We start from the raw sequence: 18178 nt of genomic DNA, 5'->3' as shown, positions 1-18178 counted from the left end.
CCTCCTCGTCGGTCAGGTATGCCGGCAGCGGCAGAATGGCCTCCTGCGAGACGACCTTGTACTCGGCCAGCCACCCGTCGCTGCCGCTGCCATAGCAATCGGCCAGCGCCGTCGATGGCATGTGGCCGCCGAACCAGCGGGGATGGAAGGTACTGATGACACGGTCACCCGGCGAAAATGAACTCACGTCACGAGCCTCGCTCGTGGGCTTAGGTCTGAAAGGACTTTGGTCTATATCCTGCCGACGATTGATCATAAAAAATCGACATGGCGTGTTTGGATCGACACGCTTTTTTCGGTCAAGCCGCTCACGCCGGGAGGGTTGCAAAAAAAAAAGGAAATCGCTGCCGCATTGAGGAGAAGTCGCGCCTCGAGATGCGTCACGCGCCGACTACGTGGCATGCCGAGACGATCCTGCACAATGGCTACTTGCCGTCACGACGCTTCTCTGACTTTCGGCGCCCATTCCCGACGCATCAGTACCAGCGCACCTACCGCACCAATCAGCATAAATGCGCAAACCGCCGTCATCGGCAACATGTAGCTGCCGCCCACTTGCAGCAGCCACCCGGACAGGCTGGCCGATACGCCCCCCGCAAGACTCGTGGCAACGGTCAGCAGTCCGGTGTTCAAGCCTACTGCTTCCTTCGGAATTAGAGTCAACTTCGACAAAGTCAGGTTATTGGCCGTGCCGAGTCCGGCAAGCGACAGAGAGGCGACGTTCCAGAAGAGTGCCATCTGCTGGGAACTGGCGTACGCGCCGAGCACGATGGTCATGCCGCCCAGCGATCCTGCCACGACAAAAGCCTTTCGCACTTTCACCGCATCAAAACCGCGGGCGATGATGCGATCAGCGGCCCATCCTGCGGCGACGGCCACGCACGCGACACAAAGGAAGCTGGCGAACGTGTACAACCCCGATGCCATGAGCGAAAGCCCGCGCTGCTCGACCAGGTATGCCGGCATCCATGTCGCGGAATAGAACACAAAATAGCTGTAGCAGAACGTCATGATCAGACCGCCCCAGACGACCGGGCTTACCAGCAGGTTCCGGAGTGGCACAGCGGATGCCCGACGCTTTGCTGCCTTCAGTTGTTCCTTCGAGGGGAAGTCATTCTCAACCATCATCAGCCACGGTAGGAGCCACAGCAGGCCGACGGTACCTGTCACAATGAACATTGCCTTCCAGGAATACGCAACGATCAGCCAAGCGGCGACCGCTGCGCCAATCGCCGGCCCCATCTTGCCCCCAAGCGCGAAAACGCCGGTTGCGAAACCCTTTCGCGATTCGTTAAAGTGGTTCGCGATGTAGCGATAGCTTGCCGGAAGCACCACGGCCTCCGTTACGCCGATTAGTAAGCGCATGACAATCAGCGCCGACAGGGAACCGACCATGCCGGTGGCCGCAGCGGCGATGCACCATAAAGTAAAGCAGATCGTGTAAGGCCATTTCACGCCAAAGCGATCCACGACCCATCCCATCGGCAGTTGCATGACGGCATAGGACCAGAAGACCGCTGAGCCCAGCCAGCCCCTCTCGACGTGAGTCAACGCGAATTCCTGCACGAAGGCCTTGTCGGCGAGCGCGGAAGACATGCTGGTCCGATCGATGAACGCGATCATCCACCCTACCGTAAGCAGCAACAGAACTGGCCACGCGCTTTCGGCCGGCAGCGCCCAGCTGGAGAACCCTTTTTCCTTTAATTCTAACTTCGTATGCATTGTGTTTCCTGACTCACTACATCGCGCTGGCTTGTCTAGGGGGGCCTTCTGTCTCAAACAAGCCAGTTCAAAACCACTATCCTTCCTGGTACACCTACAGGGCATCCTTGGGCAACAGACGCTCGGGAAAGCCCTGGTAACAGATCGGGCGTAGCCATCGGCGAATCGATAACGTGCCCACCGAGGTCGCGCCAAAGTTGGTCGAGGCAGGGTAAGGTCCGCCATGCACCATGGCATCGCAGACCTCCACTCCAGTAGGGAAGCTGTTGACTATCACGCGACCGGCTTTGCGCTCCAAGATGGGCAGCAGACCAAGCGCCGCTTCGGCGTCTGCATCATCCATGTGAAGGGTCACAGTCAGTTGGCCCCCGAGGGACCTGGCGACCGCATCCATTTCCGCGGGCCCGTCCGCAGCCACGATCAGGCCGAGCGGCCCAAACACTTCCTCGGCAAGTGCGTGCTGGCGTAGCCAATCCCTGGCAGCGACCCGGAATAGCTGAGGCGCGGCATTGCGCTGCTCACAGTCGGAGGTGAACAGGGGTTGCACACCATCTGCACCGGCAATCCGATCACGTCCCGCGCGATAAGCAGCCGCGATCCCATCCGTCAGCATGGTCTGCGGCGGGGTGGTGCTCAGGGCCGATCGTGCTGCTTCAGCAAAAGCGTCGACATCCGGCCCACTCATAACGATCGCAATGCCAGGATTGGTGCAGAACTGGCCGGCGCCCATCGTGAGCGACGTTACCCAGTCCGCGCCGATTGCCGTGCCCCGCGAGGCGAGTGCAGCCGGAAGCAGGAACATCGGGTTTACTGAGCCCAGTTCGCCGAAGAACGGAATCGGTTCCGGCCGCCCCGCGCAAAGGTCAAAGAGCGCGCGGCCGCCGGCAAGCGAGCCGGTAAAACCGACTGCTCGGACCAGTGAATGCTGGACCAGCGCTTCACCCACGTCGCGCCGTTCTCCCTGGATGAGGGAAAAGACGCCGGGATGCATGCCGCAGCGTTCGATGGCGGCGAGCATCGCCTCGGCGACGATCTCGGACGTGCCGGGATGGGCAGCGTGCCCCTTGACCACGACCGGACATCCGGCGGCAAGGGCCGAGGCGGTATCGCCTCCCGCCACGGAAAACGCCAGGGGAAAATTCGAGGCGCCGAACACTGCCACCGGGCCAACCGGCCGCTGGGAGAGTCGCAGTTCCGGCCGAGGCTGGGGCTGGCGCCCGGGTAGTGCAGGGTCATGACGACGATCTAGATAGTCGCCGCGGCGTATATGGCTCGCGAACAGCCGGAGCTGGGTCACGGTGCGGCCGCGCTCGCCAATGAGACGGGCAGCGGGAAGACCAGTTTCCAGGGTTCCGATCTCAGTGATGGCGGCGGCGCGCGCCTCGATCTCCTCTGCGATGGTGTCGAGCAGCACGGCCCGCTCCTCGCGATTGCTGTAGCCAAAGGACCAGAATGCCTCCTCGGCCGCGCGGCAGGCCTCGTCGACGAGTGCTAGCGTGCCCACCGAGAACGCATGTGCGGGCCCATAGGCCGGCGCGGAACGGAACTGCTCTTGTGTCACAACCCGCGCGCCTGCGACAAAGTGCCGGCCATGTGGGAAGAAAGTGGGGACGACGCTCAACGAAGACTCCAGTGTGGTTGCGATTCAGAAGTGATGCCTGATACCCGTAATGACGGACAGTTGCGAGCTGCCACGCGGCGGGGGGACGGCGGGCGTAGCCGCGGTCGCCGAGAGAGCCAGTGCTCCGCTGTTATGGATATGGTCCGCGGTAACATAGACTGCTGTACGCTTGGACAGCGAGTAGATGCCACGCAATGCAAACGCCGTCGCCTTGTTGGGCGAATCCTCGTACCTGATTTGCGCCACCATGGCATCGACAGTGAAGGCATTGCTCACGGGCATCGAGCCCATCAGCCAATACAAATTGCTTTTCGGCGTTGCGATACCCTCGTTGGTGCGCTTGATCCACCCGGCAGTCAGCTTGTTGCCGGCGATCACGAAATAGCCGCCCAAAGTCAGCCGGGTATCCGTCAAGTCAGGAGAAGTAAGCCCGCCGAATGTTGTCGCAGTGCCGCCAAACTGGCGTTCGTAGGAACTGGACACGCCCCAGCTACCGCCGTCGTACTTGAGGAGCGCCGACCATTCCCTGCATTGCTTCGCAGGCGAGGTTTCGCCCGGACAGTTAGTGCCAACCACGCTATTGGAATTGACGCCATCCCGGCCAAAGCTATAGTTCACCCCAGTCTCGAGCCCCCCGAACTTGACGCGGTAGCTAATGGAATTATCGGCGCGGGGATTGGAAAAACCGTTGTCTAACGTGGGCAGACCATGCGATCCGACACCGAACAGATTAGTGGGCGTCGTCGCAAAGTACCGCATGGTAAATTGCCGGCCAAATGTCAGTTGACCGAAGTCTCCTGCGAGGCCGACGTAGGCCTGCCGACCAAACAAACGACCGCCATGACTACTGACTCCCGTATCCGCCGAAAAGCCACCCTCCAGGTTCCAGACGGCTCTCAGACCCTTTCCCAGGTTCTCGGTACCGCGGAGTCCGAAGACAGAACTCGTCAAGGTCCCCGCGCTCATGCGAAGGATGCTGTGGGGCCCGCTGGTTGAGGCCACGTTATTGACATACTCCAAGCCCATATCGAGAGAGCCGTAGAGGTTGACGGAACTGATGCCTCCCGAGCCCGCGCCTCCCGAACCCGCGCTTTCGTCCTGAGCCCACGCAGGTGCACTGGTCCACAGCGCCGCGCAGGCAGCGATCGCAGCCGATGCCAAGCGTTGTTTCATTGATATGTCTCCAATATCTCGCCATCGTGATCTAGGGACTGCCGCTGTCCGTATGAGCAGGGCCGTCTTCATTTGGTTGTCGAGTGATGGCAGGCGGATATTGCAGGCACGCCGCTGCAGCGTCTATGGAGAAAAAAGGAGCCTTGCTTGACCAAACAGTTGAGCCGGCGCCGTCATCAGGACGCGGGCGTAGTGTGGCGACGCTTGCCTGTTGCCGGACGGGATACCCCTTCCGAGCGGGAGTCGAGGTCTTCCTGCAGGCCTGCCGCAACCTCTTCCAGGCAAGAAGCCACGATCTGCGCACTCGGCGTCAAGCCCCTGTCGCGGTTCCAGAGTATTCCGGCCGGGCGTAGCAGCCGCGGCAGCGACAGAGGCAATACATGAAGGGGCTGCGTCGTATCGCTGGCATGGGTACCTGCCATCACCGCAATGAAATCCGACTCCTGCAGGTACGCGCGCGCAACGGGGATTGACAGTGTCTCGATGTAGTTGTCGGTGAGGGGCACGTCGTGGGCTTCGAGCGCCCGCTCAAGGGGGTCTCGCAGCATGGAGCCGAGCGGCGGCAGTATCCACGGGTAGGTGCACAGGTCCGACCAATCCAGCGACTTCTTGCGCGCCAGGGGATGATGGGGACCTGTCACCAGCATCACCGGTTCGTCCAGCAGTTCCTTTCCCTCAAAGCCGCCCAGCATATCCGGCGGCGGCAGGCGACCAACGATCATGTCGAGTCGGCCTTGCCATAGTTCGGGCAATAGCGATGCAGTGGTGCCCTCGATCACGGTCGCGTTGGTACCCGCCGACCGCCGCTTCAGAAGCAGCAAGGCCTTGGGAAGCAGGACGGAGGCCGAAGCGGGCAGCATCCCGATGCGCACTTTGCCTTCGGTACCGGCGCTCAGCGCCTTTAATTCGTCCCTAGCCTGCTGCAGGGTCGACAACACCGTTCTCGCATGGCGGATCAGGCACTCGCCATGGGGTGTAGGCACCAAGCCCTGGACCGTACGCGAGAAAAGCGTGAATCCAAGTCCTCGCTCAAGCTCCGCCAGCGACTTGGATACCGCCGATAAGGTTACATGGGTGACGTCGGCCGCCTGGGTCAGGTTGCGGTACGTGTCCAGCGTCACCAGCAGGCGCAACTGCCTTGCCCTCAGATTGATCTGCAGATACCAGTCGGGCCCAGACACAGCTTGTCTCCTCTCCACTTGAGCGTTTGGTCAAGTCACGTGAATTTTACTCCATGGACCATCGAACGCGATCCGAGCAAGATTCCGCCACCCACATAGGATCGAACTGTCCTGCGGGCGGCTGGCGGGACTCTCGAAGCAAGACTATTCCACCCTGCTTGTCTACGAACGATGTTGACCCTGCCGCCCTCTGACTTCAAGGAACCAGATCATGATTATTGATTGTCACGGCCACTTCACGACCGTCACCCAATCCTTCCGCGCGTGGCGCGCGAAGCAGGTCGATCACGCTAGCGATCCAATCAACGCACCGCCGCGCTCGGCAGCGCACGTTACCGACGACGAGATCCGAGAAGGCGTGGGCAACGGCCAGTTGCGGCTCCAGCGCGAGCGCGGCAGCGATCTCACGCTGTTCTCGCCAATCGCTGGTCTGATGAGCCACCACCTCGGCAACGAACGCACCAGCATCGAATGGGCCGAAATCTCGAACGACCTGGTATACCGCGTCACGGAGATGTACCCAGACAACTTTGCACCGGTCTGCCAACTGCCGCAGTCGCCGAAAGCCGAACCCGCGAACTGTGTTCCGGAACTGCGCCGCTGCGTGGAACAACTGGGCTTCGTGGGCTGCAACCTTAATCCCGACCCGTCGGGCGGCTACTGGACCGGCAAGCCAATGACCGATCGCTCCTGGTATCCGCTTTACGAAGCCCTGGTCGATCTTGACGTGCCGGCCATGATCCACGTGGCAGCCTCGTGCAACCCCTGCACGCATGGCACGGGCGCCCACTACCTGAACGCCGACACCTCGGTCTTCATGCAACTCCTGCAAGGCGACCTGTTCAAGGACTTCCCGACGCTGCGCATTGTCATTCCGCATGGCGGCGGCGCGGTGCCGTACCACTGGGGACGCTACCGGGGCATGTCACTGGAAATGAACGAGCGACCGCTCGAAGGGCTGCTGGACAACATCTTCTTCGACACGTGCGTCTATCACCAGCCGGGCGTCGAATTGCTGACCAAGGTGATCCCGAGCGACAACGTGCTCTTCGGCTCCGAGATGATCGGCGCCGTGCGCGGCAAGGATCCTTCCACCGGGCACTACTTCGACGACACCAAACGCTACATCGATGGTTGCGCGGCACTCAGCGACGAAGACCGCTTCAAGATCTTCGAAGGCAATGCTCGTCGCGTCTACCCCCGGCTTGATGCGCGTCTTAAAGCATGTGGCAAATAAGTAATGGAGACAATATCTCAATGACTCAAGCGCCTCCCCAAATCATCGACATTCATCCCCACATCATCTCGGACGACGAGAATCGATATCCGCCCGCTCCGTTGTACGGAAAACGATCCGACTGGTCGCAAGAGCGGCCAAACACCGTCGAATCGCTGATCGCCGCCATGGATGAGGCGGGCGTTGCCAAGGCGGCTGTCGTCCATTCGTCGACCACTTACGGCTTCGACAACAGCTACGTCATTGACGGTTGCAAACAATATCCTGGTCGCCTGGTCGCCGTGGGTTCCGTCGACATGCTCGATGACAACGTCGACGCTGACATCCGGCAATGGGTCGAAATGGGCCTAGCTGGGCTGCGCGTCTTCACCGGCGGCTCCACCAAGGCGATCGACCCCAGCGAGCTGGACGAGCCGAGGTCGTTCAGGGCATGGGAAATTCTGGCCGAACTCGGCTTGCCAATGTGCATACAGACTGGTTCCATCGGTCTTCCTCAGGTGTCCAGGCTGGCGAAGAGGTTTCCTACCGTCGACATCATTCTCGACCATCTCGCCCGTCCCGACCTGCTCGATGGTCCTCCGTATGCCAACGCCACCAGCCTCTTCGAAATGGCGGAGTTTCCCAATGTCCATCTCAAATTGACGCCACGTACGTTCGAGGACGTCAAGACGGGCAAGGCCAGCCCCGAGACATTCTTCCCGCGTCTGGTGGCTGCCTTCGGAGCGCAGCGCCTGGCATGGGGCTCCAATTTCCCGGCTTCGAGCGGCACGCTGGCGGAAATCCTCGTCACTGCGCAAGCGGGCTTGGCGTGCTTGAATGACGAGGACCGCGCCTGGATTTTCGGCAGGACGGCGCAACGCCTCTATCCCGGGCTGAGCTGAACAGCAGTTCCGGCAACGCGATTTTTGCCGTGCCTCTGGCACGGCTATTCACATTGCGAACGCGAATAAGCCGCGCGGGATAAAGGGCGGCGGAGAATCAAAGGGAGCGGATAGTGCTCCCCTCCCGTTCAGTAGGCGCCCCGCGGGGCTTCCTTGTTCCCGCCAGCGGGACCCTTGTACGTCGCGAGCAGCCGTTGGGCCGCGCCGCACATCAGGCTGACATCCGTGCCGACAGCAACGAAGGTGGCGCCGGCCTGAAGGTATTCCCGCGCGTACGCCTCGTCCGGGGCAAGCACGCCAGCCGCCTTGCCTGCCCGTCGTACCGCTTCGATGCCATCGCGGATCGCGGAGCGAACCTGGGCCGCACCCGGCTTGCCCAGCATTCCCATCGACGCACTCAGGTCCGCAGGCCCGAAGAAGACGCCATCAACGCCATCCACCGCAGCGATGGCAGCCAGGTTCTCCAGGCCCTTAACGGTTTCAACCTGGACGAGTACACAAATCTCGTCGGCCGCGCTCTGCAGGTAGCCGGAAACGTGGTTCCAACGCGACGCCCTGGCGAGCGCGCTACCTACACCCCGAATGCCCTGGGGCGGATAGCGCGTTGCCGCCACCGCTTCGCGCGCCTGCTCGACCGTGTCAATCATTGGAAGGAGTAACGTCTGGACACCGACATCCAGCATTTGCTTGATGATGGCAGTGTCACTACGCACCGGACGAACCACGGGATGGGAGCGATAAGGAGCCACGGCCTGCAGTTGCGCAAGTGTGCTGCGCAAATCGTTGGGCGCATGCTCGTTGTCGATGAGCAGCCAGTCGAATCCTGTCGCGGCGAGGGCCTCGGTCACATACGCATCGGCGAACGCGGCCCAGAGGCCGAACTGCGGGGTTTCCCGGGACAGCGCTAGCTTGAAAGTGTTGGTTGGAAGATCCATGTCGATCCAAAGAAAGTTTCTGGTGAATGCCGCCCCAACCGCTTTGCCGACGACCGGACACGACCGTTCCATTATGGCGAGCCGGGACAGCTCACGGACCGGCCAGCATGGCCGAAGTGGACGCGACCTCCATGAAACGTCCGGACAGCGGAATTGCAGTCGAATTTCGCCACAGGCAACGGCAAGCGAGATCGGCCACGGTCCGATAATCGCTTCCCATGCTGCTTCCGCGCCAACAGCGAAATGTCCATAGGACGGAATTTGTCGCGGCTTCGTCGTTGCCGCTTCTTCGTCGAGCGACGATTATGACTTCATGCAAGCCCGACGCAAGCAACAGTGTAGCGAGCTCGACGGCAGCATCGTAGCGCGTGCGAACTGACCGCACACAACAGCGCGCCCTAACCGGCGCGTCGTCCCGTTAGCCAATATGTGCTATGCGCGATGACAAGCCGACTGCGGGCTAACCGCTCTCTTTTGCAATGCGGCCCCTGCTCGTCAGAGATGGCCCCCACTTCATCGACAGATAACGACTATGAAACTGCTTCGCTTCACCTCGCGCGCTGGCGATACCCAGCCGCGCATCGGCGTCCTGCTCGACGATGGCATCGTCGAACTGCGTGATATCGCAACGCTAGACGGACTATTTTCCCTGCCGAATGCGTTGGAGGTCGTCAAGGACAAGGTCGCATCCGCTGACGCAGCGCGCATTGCGCTGGACAGCGTGCTGCTGCTTCCGCCCCTCACGGCGCCGGAAAAAATTTGGTGCATTGGCGTGAACTACAAGGAGCGCAATGAGGAATACGAGGATAATTCCGCGCTGCCTCGCTATCCGAGTCTGTTTGTACGCAACGTTCGCTCTTTCGTTGGCGATGGTGAGTCGCTGATCCGCCCGCGCGTATCACAGGAACTCGATTACGAAGGCGAACTCGTGCTGGTGATCGGCAAGGGCGGTCGTCATATTCCGCGCGAGCGGGCCCATGAGCACATCATCGGCATGACGCTCGCGAACGAAGGCTCGGTGCGTGACTGGCTGAGGCATGGGAAATTCAACGTTACTCAGGGTAAGAACTTCGACGCTTCGGGCAGCATCGGTCCGTGGATCGTAACCGCGGACGAGTGCGATCCGCGCGCCGAACATACGATCCGCACGGTGGTGAACGGCGAGCTACGCCAGGAAGACAGCACTGCCCGCATGATGTTTCCGTTCGACCAAGTAATTAGCTACCTCAGCACCTTTGCCACCTTGCAGCCCGGTGACCTGATTCTGACGGGCACGCCCACTGGCACCGGCTGGCGGCTGGATCCGGCCCAATACCTGAAGCCGGGCGATGTGGTAGAGGTCGAGTCGCCGAGCATTGGCAAGCTGCGCAACGGCGTTGCGGACGAGGAGTGACCGCCATGCTCGATCAAGAACTCATCCATGGCCTGGCGCAGTCTCTCGAGGAAGCCGAACGGACCCGCGATCCCATCGGAATCTTCTCGCATGCACACCCGAACCTCAGCATCGACGATGCGTATGCCATCCAGCGCGAGTGGATGCGCATCAAGCGCGGAAAGGGCCGGAAGGTTGTCGGACACAAGATCGGCTTGACGTCCAAGGCGATGCAGGACGCCGTGGGCATCGATGAGCCGGACTACGGCGTCCTGCTTGACGACATGGTCGAGCACGACGGCGCTGTGATCGAGATATCTCGATTCCGACAGCCGCGAATCGAAGTCGAGCTGGCGTTCATCCTTGACAAGCCTCTGTCGGGACCGGACTGCTCCTTGCTCGATGTGCTTGACGCGACGCGATACGTCGTACCGGCTCTGGAAATCCTCGATGCGCGTCTGCATCGTGTCGATCCGGTCAGCAAGCTCGGTCGCAAGGTAATGGACACGATTGCCGACAACGCCGCCAACGCCGCACTGGTGCTAGGAGCCAGGCCATTCCGTGTACACGACTTCGACCTGCGCTGGATTTCCGCGTTGCTGTACTGCAATGGCGGCATCAGCGAGACGGGCGTCGCCGCTGGCGTGCTCGGGCATCCAGCGCTGGGTGTGGCCTGGCTGGCCAACAGGCTCGCGAAATACGGTGAAAGCCTGGCTGCGGGCGAGATCGTGTTGGCTGGCTCATTTACACGGCCCATCGATATCGCTGCCGGCGACGTGATTCATGCGGACTACGGTCCCTGCGGTTCCATCTCGTGCCGCTTCGTTTGACAAGGGAGAAATACACCATGGCACGCCGCCAAAGCATCTATCTTCCGGGGTTCAAGCACAAGAACCCGATTCCCAATGCATGCATGATCGAGGGGCTATTGATGTCGGGGGTCATCCTTGGGGTCGATCCCGTGACAGGTGAGATGCCTGCCAGCATTGAAACCCAATGCGCAAACATGTTCGGCCTCGTACGCTCGATCGTCGAAGCGGCGGGCGGATCGCCGGACGACATCGTGAAGATGACCGTCTGGCTGCGCGATGTCTCACAGCGCCAGGCCGTCAATGACGAATGGCTCAAGCTCTTCCCCGAGCATGACGACCGCCCTGCCCGTCACGCGCTGCCGCTGACCGCAGAAGGACCCTCACTCGTGCAGTGCGACGTGACTGCCGTGCTGCCTCGCCGTAGCCAAGCCTGAAGCTGGAGCCCAAGACCATGCAGCAATACTTTCCATTTGACCCTACGCCGCGGACGCCTTCGAAGATGCCGCCCCCGCTGTCGTGGGATAGCCAGTTCCATGTGTTCGGCCCAGCGGAGCGCTATCCGGTGGTTCCGGGATCCGCTTACGAAATGCCCAACGCCACGATCGAGCGTGCCCTGCACATGCACTCGGTCCTCGGCTTCAGGCGAGGCGTGATCGTTCAGGCAACCACATACGGGGCCGACCACCAGGTAGTGCTCGACGGCCTTGCCATGGCAGGACCCGGCTACCGGGGCTGTGCCAATGCGATTGTGCTGAAAGAGCGCGATGATACGTATATCGCCAAGCTCCATGACGCAGGCGTGCGGGGCGTACGCTTTTCGCGTGGCGGCCTCGGTCCTTCGCTAGATGCGAAGGACATCGAGCGAGCATTGGCTCGCGCAAAGGAGCTGGGTTGGTACGTCAAAGTCCAGCCCGAGATGACGGGAATCACGGGAACGATCGCTCCGTTCCGCCACCTGGATATGCCTGTCATCATCGACCATATGGGCCGGCCCAACCCGGAGGCGGGTGATGCCGATCCATCGCTCAAGTGCGTCCTCGATATGCTTGCCGAAGGCAATACGTGGGTCATGCTGACGCTTGGCGAAAAGATCTCAAAGACCGGGCGCCCATGGGACGATGCGGTCAAGATCGCGCATAAGCTCGTGGAAGCCGCACCTGACCGATGTATCTGGGGCACCGACTGGCCTCATCCCGTATCGCCAGTACAACCGCCCAATGATGCGGAATTTCTGGAACTGTTGTACCGGTATGTGCCAGACGATGCCACGTTTCAGCGGGTTCTGGTTGACAATCCTGCGAAGCTGTTTCAGTTCTGACCGGGACGTCGACAGATTCGCATTATGAGTGGAATATCCCTACGTAGCCGGATGGGCGCCGAGAGCCCCGAACAGAGGTGCGCAACCCAGACGAGACGCGTATAGAGGACGTGTGATGCACCCGGACTCTCCTGTTACCCAGCTACACGGGGATCATTATTAGAACAGGATAAGGAGACTTTAATGAACCGCCTATTCAAATTTCTGACCGCGGTAACCGTAACCGGCTATCTGTTGGCGCCGTCGGTCAGCATGTCGCAAACCTACCCGTCCAAGCCGATCAAGCTGATTGTTCCATGGCCGTCAGGAGGCGCGACAGACACCGCGGCGCGCGCACTGGCGGAAGGCATGCGCAAGGACCTAGGTCAGCCGGTGCTGGTTGAAAACAAGCCCGGAGCCACGGGGCGCATCGGCATAGATGCCGCTCGCCAAGCGGCCCCCGATGGATACACACTAATACTGGCCAACTCGAACTCTCACGGTGTGGCACCGGCTCTGGATCCGAAGCTTCCGTACGACCCCATCCGCGACTTCACTCCCGTTGGTGTAGCGGCGTTCGGTCCCCTCGCACTCGCAGTCCGCTCGTCACTTCCAGTCAAGAGCGTAAGGGAACTCATTGATTACGCGAAACGCAATCCAGGGCAAATCAATTTTGCGAGCGCAGGTCCCGGAAGCGGGTCGCATTTGCTAGGCGAAATGCTCAAGGTCATGGCCGGCATCGATATTGTTCACGTTCCGTATAAAGGTACGGCGCCTGCTGTGACTGACTTGGCCGCCGGCCACGTGGACATGATCTTCGAAGGGCAGGCGATAAAAAGCTACGTGATGGATGGAAAGCTTCGCGTTCTGGCGACCACCGGAACCAAGCGATGGTCAATGTTCCCTGATGTTCCGACGACTGCGGAGGCCAGCTTCCCAAGACTCCAGTCAGCATCATGGTTTGGAATCATGGGCCCGAAGGGCATGCCTCAGCCTATCGTAGAGAGGCTGAATCGTAGTCTCGTCAATGCGCTGAAGGACTCTGCGGTCCAGTCAACGCTGAAAAATCAAGGTATTGACCTGGCAACGGCAACGTCGCCAATGGAGATGACGTCCTTTATCAGCGGCGAAGTCGAGCGCTGGAAGAAGCTTCTCAAGCAGGCCAACTACACGCATAAGCCCGACTAGTGCCGCCGTCTCCCGCACGGCGGTACCGAATCCCTGCTTGCTCAGCGAGCGATATTGTCGCGCAGCCGTGAGGACTACTGATCGGACCGACGCGCGCGTTCCATTTCCGCGAGGCGCTTCGTGATAAGCGCCGCCTTGCGGTGCATGATGTCGATCACACGGGGCAGATCGGCTTCAAGCAGGCGGTTGGCCATGGCGGCCACCGCCAGGGCGGCAATGACCTTCCCTTTGGCGTCGATGACGGGTACGGCTACGGCCCGCGTCCCCTGCAGCACGCCGACTTCCGAGTACGCAAATCCGTTGACTCGCGCAGCACTGACCCGGCTGCGAATAACGTCGATCGATGGCCCCTCCGCTGGCAACCTGCCAGCATTCACCGTACAGATCTCCTCGGATTCCTCCGCAGGCAGCGTCGCGAGCAACATGACGCCTGCCACGCCGACGCCTAGAGGACGTCGTGCACCAACGTCAATGGCCAGCACCTTGATCGGATACGTGCCCGTCTTGCGCACAATGCCGATGGAGTCCAGGCCGGAGCGGATGGAAAGAAACGCCGTGTCGCCCAATTCGTCAGCTAGCGACTCAATGTGCGGTTCCGCCGCTGCGCGAACAGGGAACTGCGCCGGACGGCTTAGCCCGAGCAAACCGATTTCGTAGCCGAGTCTGTAGCGGCGCGTGGCGGGAACCTGTTCCGCAGCGCCTTCCGCGACCAAGGTCTGCAGTATCCGATGCGTGGTAGGTCTGCTCAGCTCGGCGTGCGAAACGATGTCGGTGATGCGCATTCCGTGCTCGCCGCCCAACGCCAGAATGCGAAGTATATTGAGTGCCCTACTAATCGCACGAATATTGCCAGCGTCATCGTCTCGTGAGCTATTGCGATCTTCTTCGGCGGCGTGGGAATCCTTCATGGGCGGTTTTGGCATGTCTGGTTCCAAGGTCGAACTTTCTAAGCTGCTTTCGCGCCTCTGCATCGACCAGCGGACGATGGATGTTGGGCCTATTTTCTCAAATTCCCGTGCCTGAACGGTGCAAATGTCCAGCAGCCGGACTTTTTCGGTGACCACGGATGGTAAGCGTTTCGTGAGCCTAAGAGAATTACCCTATCCCCAATCGTTCTCCGGGCTGCGGGGTAGCCGGAACTCCAGCCGTGGCCTCGGTCGAACCTTTGTGGCGTATCGTCGACACGGGCATCGGCACAGCAAACAAGGAATTACCATGATGAAGACAATCGCGGTTCGTAATATCCGCCGGGCTTCCCAAGACGTCATCAATGCACTGGCCACTGCCGGTGTCGCGACGGTTCATGAAGCCATGGGCCGCACCGGACTGATGAACCCCTACATGCGTCCCATTTATCAAGGGGCCTCCGCAGCGGGCAGCGCGATCACGGTACTGGCAGCGCCGGGCGACAACTGGATGCTTCACGTTGCCGTGGAGCTGTGCCAGCCGGGAGACATGCTGGTGGTGGGCTGTATGACCGAAAACACCGATGGAATGATTGGCGACCTACTATGCGCGGCATTGAAAGCGCGCGGGGTGCGCGGTGCTGTGGTCGACGCGGGCGCCCGCGATATCGCGACGTTGCGAGCGATGCAATTTCCAGTTTGGTCGCGCGCCATCTCCGCACGCGGAACGGTCAAGGCTACCCTCGGCAATGTCAACCTTCCGGTGGTCTGCGCCGGAGCGCAGGTACAGGCGGGTGACGTGATCGTAGCGGACGACGACGGTGTTGTCGTGGTGCCGCTTGAGGATGCCAATCGCGTGGCGGACTTGGCCCGCCAGCGGATGGAGAAAGAAGAACACGCCCGAGCCCGCTATCTCAACGGTGCAATCTCGCTGGATACCATGGGCATGCGCCCAGTCCTGGAAGCGGCCGGGCTGCGCTATGTGGACTGGATTGAAGATCTGTGAAGAATCTAGTCCGCACGATGTGGATTGACATCAACGACACCGCGGCCGCCTCCATCTGTACGACGCTGGCCGCCCAAATCGCTTGAAAAGGAATAATCAATGAACACGACGACCAGGCAGCCGCTGACATTGAAAGTAAATCTCGGGCCCAATCCTGCAAATGCGGCAATGAATGATGAGCGTGTTCGTTCAGAACTCGTCGAGCTGGACTTCTGCGGCCCCAAAGTCGCACATGATGGCTTCAAACCGATGTTGCGCGAGCAAGCTTATCAGGGCGGGGAACTGGCGATCAATACGCTGCTGCAGGCGAAAGCCTATGGCAAGCCATGGGTAGTATTGCCCGTACCACTCATCGGCAACTTCCAGCATCACTGCATCGGCTATAACTCGGCATTCGGGGAACTTAGTCCTGCTGATCTGGCCGGGCGTAAGGTCGGGGTGCGGATGTATACGCAGACTACGGGCTTGTGGGTACGAGGGATCCTGCAGCACGAGTATGGGCTCGACTTGGACAAGGTTACGTGGATGACGCTGGAAGATTCGCATCTGGCGGAGTACCAAGACCCGCCCAATTGCCAGCGCTTGCCCCCAGGGTCGAAGATTGCCGACATGCTGCTGGCTGGCGAACTTGATGCAGCCATCCTGAGCCGCAAGGACTGGCCCGCTGATCCGAACGTGCGACGTCTCATTCCCGATGCGGACACGGCTGCGAGGGACTGGTACGAGCGCGAAGGCGTGGTGCCGATCAACCATATGTTTGTCGTGCACGAGGATGTGTCGCGCCAGCACCCCAACGTGGTCCGCGAACTGTATCGCATGTTCAAGGAGAGCCGCGCGCTGGCGCCTGCATCGGTGCAGGCCACCCTGCCCCCGCTCGGAATGGAAGCCAATCGCAAGGGCCTGGAGTTGGCGATTCAATGGTCGTACGAGCAGAAGATCATTCCGCGACGCCTGAGCGTGGATGAACTCTTCGATGACGTGACGCGAGCTTTGAACTGAGTTCCATAAGAAGAGGTCGCCAAAATCGCGGCCGAGTATTGCCATCGGCTTCTCGCGCCGCAGAGACCTACGTAATCGAGCGCACTAGCAAGCACATGCGGGCGCCGATGAGGCTTAAAGGTCGTTAAGGAGTACTGTACGGCCCTTGATCCCGGCATCGACCCAACGTCTGAGAAGGGTCGCTATGTAAACCTCTGCACAGAGCAGAGGGTTTTTGATTAGCGGTCGCGGCCGCAGGCGTGTGAGCGGGACCCGGCGAGGTCAGCCCGCGACCGGTCATCAAAAAACCGTTTGTGCTGAACCGCTCCGCAGGCGGGGTGCGTCTATGGGCGTTGAATCGTCGCTGCGGTGATCCGGCGCGCTCCACACACGTAAGCCGGGCACCGGACTGCGATGGAGTGACGATGGCTATCGTGCGACAGGGGTGAAAGGGTCGACATGGCAGGATGAATTGGGCCGCTTCCGGATACCTTTGCACGCGGGAGAGATTTGGTGGCACAAGCTCGAGCGCGTTGCCAGCAGGAGTGAATGGAAACGTGGTCGGTGATCATGCCAATGCGGATCAGTGACGGGATATGTGCATGGTGGTGGACGCGGCAGTGCGCCGGGCAGGAAGGTGCAGACCATGTGGCCCCTGCCACAGGCCGGGCAATCGCGAAGCGACTTGCCGGTGAGTCGCTGGTAACGGTCGCGGTAGTCTTCGGTTACCACGGGTGCTTCGGCAGCGGGCATCGTCACGCCTAGCAGGCGGCGGCAGGTAGCCAGTTTGGCGGCCCGGCAACGATTGGCGAGCAGGCCGTAACTGCGGATGTGCTTGAAGCCGCTGGGCAGAATATGCAACAGGAAGCGGCGGATGAACTCATGGGCCGCGAGGGTCATGGTCTTTGTTGCGGCGGCGTGTTTGTAGTCTTTCCCACTGTGTGGTGCCGGGCGGTGGCCTTGCCGCCGACGGCGAGCGCTGGATCGCCTGTCGCCCTGGCGTTTTCCTGCCCGTGCGAGTGCTTTCACGCCTGTTCCGGCGGCTGTTCCTCGACCAGCTTCGACGCGCCTTTAACACCGATGCACTGCGTTTCTACGGCCAGCACGCGCCGCTCGCTGACGCCGAAGCATTCGCCGCATGGCTGGAGCCCACTGCGCAGGCCGACTGGGTCGTCTATGAAAAACCGCCGTTCGGTGGCGCCCGGCAGGTACTCGACTATATGGGCCGCTATACCCACCGGGTCGCGATCTCCAACCACCGGCTAGCCGCCTTTGACGGTGACGAAGTCAGCTTCCGATGGCTGCCGGTCATCCTGAGCGCGGAGGAAGTTACCCGTTTCTTCGAGTCGGTCCCCAGTCTCAAGCAGCGCACCATCCTGATGACCGCGTATGCGGCTGGCCTGCGCGTGTCAGAAGTCGTCCATCTGCAGGTCACCGATATCGACAGCCAGCGCATGGTGATCCGCGTGCACCAGGGCAAATCCAGGAAGGACCGCTACGTGATGCTTTCCCCGCGGCTACTCGAGATCCTGCGACGGTACTGGCACGAGGCTCACCCCCGCGAGTGGGCTGTTTCCCGGTGACATTCCCGGGCACCCCATCACCCGATCGGCGATGGCACTGGCCTGTGACGTCGCGCGTCGGCGCAGCGGCATCAGGAAACCCGTTACACCGCATTCGCTGCGGCACGCCTTCGCGACCCACCTGCTCGAGGCCGGCACCGACGTGCGCAGGATCCAGCTACTGATGGGCCATCGCAGCCTTTCGGCGACGGCACGGTACTTAAAACTGGCGACCAGCACCGTGTGCGCCACCGCCAGTCCCTTCGATCTGCTGCCGCGTCCCGAGCCCATCCCGCCCGCCCCCCCTG

Annotated in this window: 17 protein-coding genes and 2 pseudogenes; 12 read left to right on the top strand and 7 right to left on the bottom strand. The window is 61.0% G+C overall.

What is annotated here, in order from left to right; genetic code table 11:
- Positions 1 to 435: 435 nt before the first annotated feature.
- The 4 genes from AC3WRR_RS32875 to AC3WRR_RS32860 form a co-directional block, all read right to left on the bottom strand.
- Positions 436 to 1722, bottom strand: coding sequence for an MFS transporter (locus AC3WRR_RS32875; protein WP_492299239.1), 1287 nt, complete (start codon positions 1720 to 1722; stop codon positions 436 to 438).
- 94 nt (positions 1723 to 1816) lie between these two features.
- A complete protein-coding gene (locus AC3WRR_RS32870; RefSeq protein WP_492299237.1) occupies positions 1817 to 3343 on the bottom strand; it encodes an aldehyde dehydrogenase (NADP(+)) in 1527 nt (508 codons plus the stop codon).
- Between the two features lie 24 nt (positions 3344 to 3367).
- On the bottom strand, positions 3368 to 4516 hold the full coding sequence (locus tag AC3WRR_RS32865) for a porin (RefSeq protein WP_492299235.1): 1149 nt from the start codon (positions 4514 to 4516) through the stop codon (positions 3368 to 3370).
- Positions 4517 to 4692: 176 nt separating this feature from the next.
- Positions 4693 to 5697 (bottom strand): LysR substrate-binding domain-containing protein, encoded by a 1005-nt coding sequence (locus tag AC3WRR_RS32860; protein WP_492299233.1) that lies wholly within the window; start codon positions 5695 to 5697, stop codon positions 4693 to 4695.
- Positions 5698 to 5908: 211 nt separating this feature from the next.
- On the opposite strand from AC3WRR_RS32860, the gene AC3WRR_RS32855 reads away from it, so the two are divergent.
- Both AC3WRR_RS32855 and AC3WRR_RS32850 read left to right on the top strand, forming a co-directional pair.
- Positions 5909 to 6934 carry an amidohydrolase family protein gene (locus AC3WRR_RS32855; protein WP_492299231.1) on the top strand — a complete coding sequence of 342 codons (1026 nt, stop codon included), beginning with the start codon at positions 5909 to 5911 and terminating at the stop codon, positions 6932 to 6934.
- Positions 6935 to 6954: 20 nt separating this feature from the next.
- A complete protein-coding gene (locus AC3WRR_RS32850) occupies positions 6955 to 7815 on the top strand; it encodes an amidohydrolase family protein (RefSeq protein ID WP_492299230.1) in 861 nt (286 codons plus the stop codon).
- A 128-nt stretch (positions 7816 to 7943) separates the two neighbouring features.
- On the opposite strand, the gene hpaI is transcribed toward AC3WRR_RS32850, so the two are convergent.
- Complete coding sequence (gene hpaI / locus AC3WRR_RS32845) at positions 7944 to 8750, bottom strand: 4-hydroxy-2-oxoheptanedioate aldolase (protein WP_492299228.1); 807 nt, start codon at positions 8748 to 8750, stop codon at positions 7944 to 7946.
- A gap of 532 nt (positions 8751 to 9282) precedes the next feature.
- Here hpaI and AC3WRR_RS32840 point away from each other — a divergent pair.
- From AC3WRR_RS32840 to AC3WRR_RS32820, 5 genes are all read left to right on the top strand, one after another.
- Positions 9283 to 10143: a fumarylacetoacetate hydrolase family protein gene (locus tag AC3WRR_RS32840; protein ID WP_492299226.1), complete on the top strand. Its 861-nt coding sequence runs from the start codon at positions 9283 to 9285 to the stop codon at positions 10141 to 10143.
- Between the two features lie 5 nt (positions 10144 to 10148).
- Positions 10149 to 10952 carry a 2-oxo-hept-4-ene-1,7-dioate hydratase gene (hpaH, locus tag AC3WRR_RS32835; protein ID WP_492299224.1) on the top strand — a complete coding sequence of 268 codons (804 nt, stop codon included), beginning with the start codon at positions 10149 to 10151 and terminating at the stop codon, positions 10950 to 10952.
- A gap of 17 nt (positions 10953 to 10969) precedes the next feature.
- The gene (locus tag AC3WRR_RS32830; RefSeq protein WP_492299222.1) at positions 10970 to 11368 is read left to right on the top strand and encodes a RidA family protein; all 399 of its coding nucleotides are present in this window, start codon (positions 10970 to 10972) and stop codon (positions 11366 to 11368) included.
- Between the two features lie 17 nt (positions 11369 to 11385).
- Entirely contained in the window at positions 11386 to 12252 is an 867-nt protein-coding gene (locus AC3WRR_RS32825; protein ID WP_492299220.1) for an amidohydrolase family protein, read from the top strand.
- A 183-nt stretch (positions 12253 to 12435) separates the two neighbouring features.
- Positions 12436 to 13419: a Bug family tripartite tricarboxylate transporter substrate binding protein gene (locus AC3WRR_RS32820; RefSeq protein WP_492299218.1), complete on the top strand. Its 984-nt coding sequence runs from the start codon at positions 12436 to 12438 to the stop codon at positions 13417 to 13419.
- Between the two features lie 74 nt (positions 13420 to 13493).
- Here the strand turns inward: AC3WRR_RS32820 and AC3WRR_RS32815 are convergent, their stop codons facing one another.
- Positions 13494 to 14327 carry an IclR family transcriptional regulator gene (locus AC3WRR_RS32815; RefSeq protein ID WP_492299217.1) on the bottom strand — a complete coding sequence of 278 codons (834 nt, stop codon included), beginning with the start codon at positions 14325 to 14327 and terminating at the stop codon, positions 13494 to 13496.
- Positions 14328 to 14637: 310 nt separating this feature from the next.
- On the opposite strand from AC3WRR_RS32815, the gene AC3WRR_RS32810 reads away from it, so the two are divergent.
- Both AC3WRR_RS32810 and AC3WRR_RS32805 read left to right on the top strand, forming a co-directional pair.
- Entirely contained in the window at positions 14638 to 15330 is a 693-nt protein-coding gene (locus AC3WRR_RS32810) for a 4-carboxy-4-hydroxy-2-oxoadipate aldolase/oxaloacetate decarboxylase (protein ID WP_492299264.1), read from the top strand.
- A 99-nt stretch (positions 15331 to 15429) separates the two neighbouring features.
- The gene (locus AC3WRR_RS32805; RefSeq protein ID WP_492299215.1) at positions 15430 to 16329 is read left to right on the top strand and encodes a substrate-binding domain-containing protein; all 900 of its coding nucleotides are present in this window, start codon (positions 15430 to 15432) and stop codon (positions 16327 to 16329) included.
- A gap of 582 nt (positions 16330 to 16911) precedes the next feature.
- Here AC3WRR_RS32805 and AC3WRR_RS32800 read toward each other — a convergent pair.
- Positions 16912 to 17241, bottom strand: a pseudogene (locus tag AC3WRR_RS32800) (transposase); the annotation flags it as partial.
- 2 nt (positions 17242 to 17243) lie between these two features.
- Between AC3WRR_RS32800 and AC3WRR_RS32795 the strand changes: the two are divergent.
- From AC3WRR_RS32795 to AC3WRR_RS32785, 3 genes and pseudogenes are all read left to right on the top strand, one after another.
- Positions 17244 to 17609, top strand: a pseudogene (locus AC3WRR_RS32795) (transposase); the annotation flags it as partial.
- Positions 17610 to 17891 carry a tyrosine-type recombinase/integrase gene (locus AC3WRR_RS32790; protein WP_492299262.1) on the top strand — a complete coding sequence of 94 codons (282 nt, stop codon included), beginning with the start codon at positions 17610 to 17612 and terminating at the stop codon, positions 17889 to 17891.
- Positions 17892 to 17922: 31 nt separating this feature from the next.
- Positions 17923 to 18178, top strand: a 256-nt coding sequence (locus AC3WRR_RS32785) for a tyrosine-type recombinase/integrase (RefSeq protein WP_492299213.1), incomplete at its 3' end; no start/stop codon positions are given.

It is taken from the genome of Cupriavidus sp. FW305-3-2-15-C-LB2 (assembly GCF_058787575.1).
This window is presented reverse-complemented; position numbering and strand designations above follow the sequence as displayed.

Bases quoted from the DNA above. Each gene is read 5' to 3' on its own strand.
- AC3WRR_RS32875 (WP_492299239.1), bottom strand. From the start codon at position 1,722: ATGCATACGAAGTTAGAATTAAAGGAAAAAGGGTTCTCCAGCTGGGCG.
- hpaH (WP_492299224.1), top strand. From the start codon at position 10,149: ATGCTCGATCAAGAACTCATCCATGGCCTGGCGCAGTCTCTCGAGGAA.
- AC3WRR_RS32815 (WP_492299217.1), bottom strand. From the start codon at position 14,327: ATGAAGGATTCCCACGCCGCCGAAGAAGATCGCAATAGCTCACGAGAC.
- AC3WRR_RS32805 (WP_492299215.1), top strand. From the start codon at position 15,430: ATGAACACGACGACCAGGCAGCCGCTGACATTGAAAGTAAATCTCGGG.
- hpaI (WP_492299228.1), bottom strand. From the start codon at position 8,750: ATGGATCTTCCAACCAACACTTTCAAGCTAGCGCTGTCCCGGGAAACC.
- AC3WRR_RS32830 (WP_492299222.1), top strand. From the start codon at position 10,970: ATGGCACGCCGCCAAAGCATCTATCTTCCGGGGTTCAAGCACAAGAAC.
- AC3WRR_RS32865 (WP_492299235.1), bottom strand. From the start codon at position 4,516: ATGAAACAACGCTTGGCATCGGCTGCGATCGCTGCCTGCGCGGCGCTG.
- AC3WRR_RS32850 (WP_492299230.1), top strand. From the start codon at position 6,955: ATGACTCAAGCGCCTCCCCAAATCATCGACATTCATCCCCACATCATC.
- AC3WRR_RS32855 (WP_492299231.1), top strand. From the start codon at position 5,909: ATGATTATTGATTGTCACGGCCACTTCACGACCGTCACCCAATCCTTC.
- AC3WRR_RS32840 (WP_492299226.1), top strand. From the start codon at position 9,283: ATGAAACTGCTTCGCTTCACCTCGCGCGCTGGCGATACCCAGCCGCGC.
- AC3WRR_RS32820 (WP_492299218.1), top strand. From the start codon at position 12,436: ATGAACCGCCTATTCAAATTTCTGACCGCGGTAACCGTAACCGGCTAT.
- AC3WRR_RS32825 (WP_492299220.1), top strand. From the start codon at position 11,386: ATGCAGCAATACTTTCCATTTGACCCTACGCCGCGGACGCCTTCGAAG.
- AC3WRR_RS32810 (WP_492299264.1), top strand. From the start codon at position 14,638: ATGAAGACAATCGCGGTTCGTAATATCCGCCGGGCTTCCCAAGACGTC.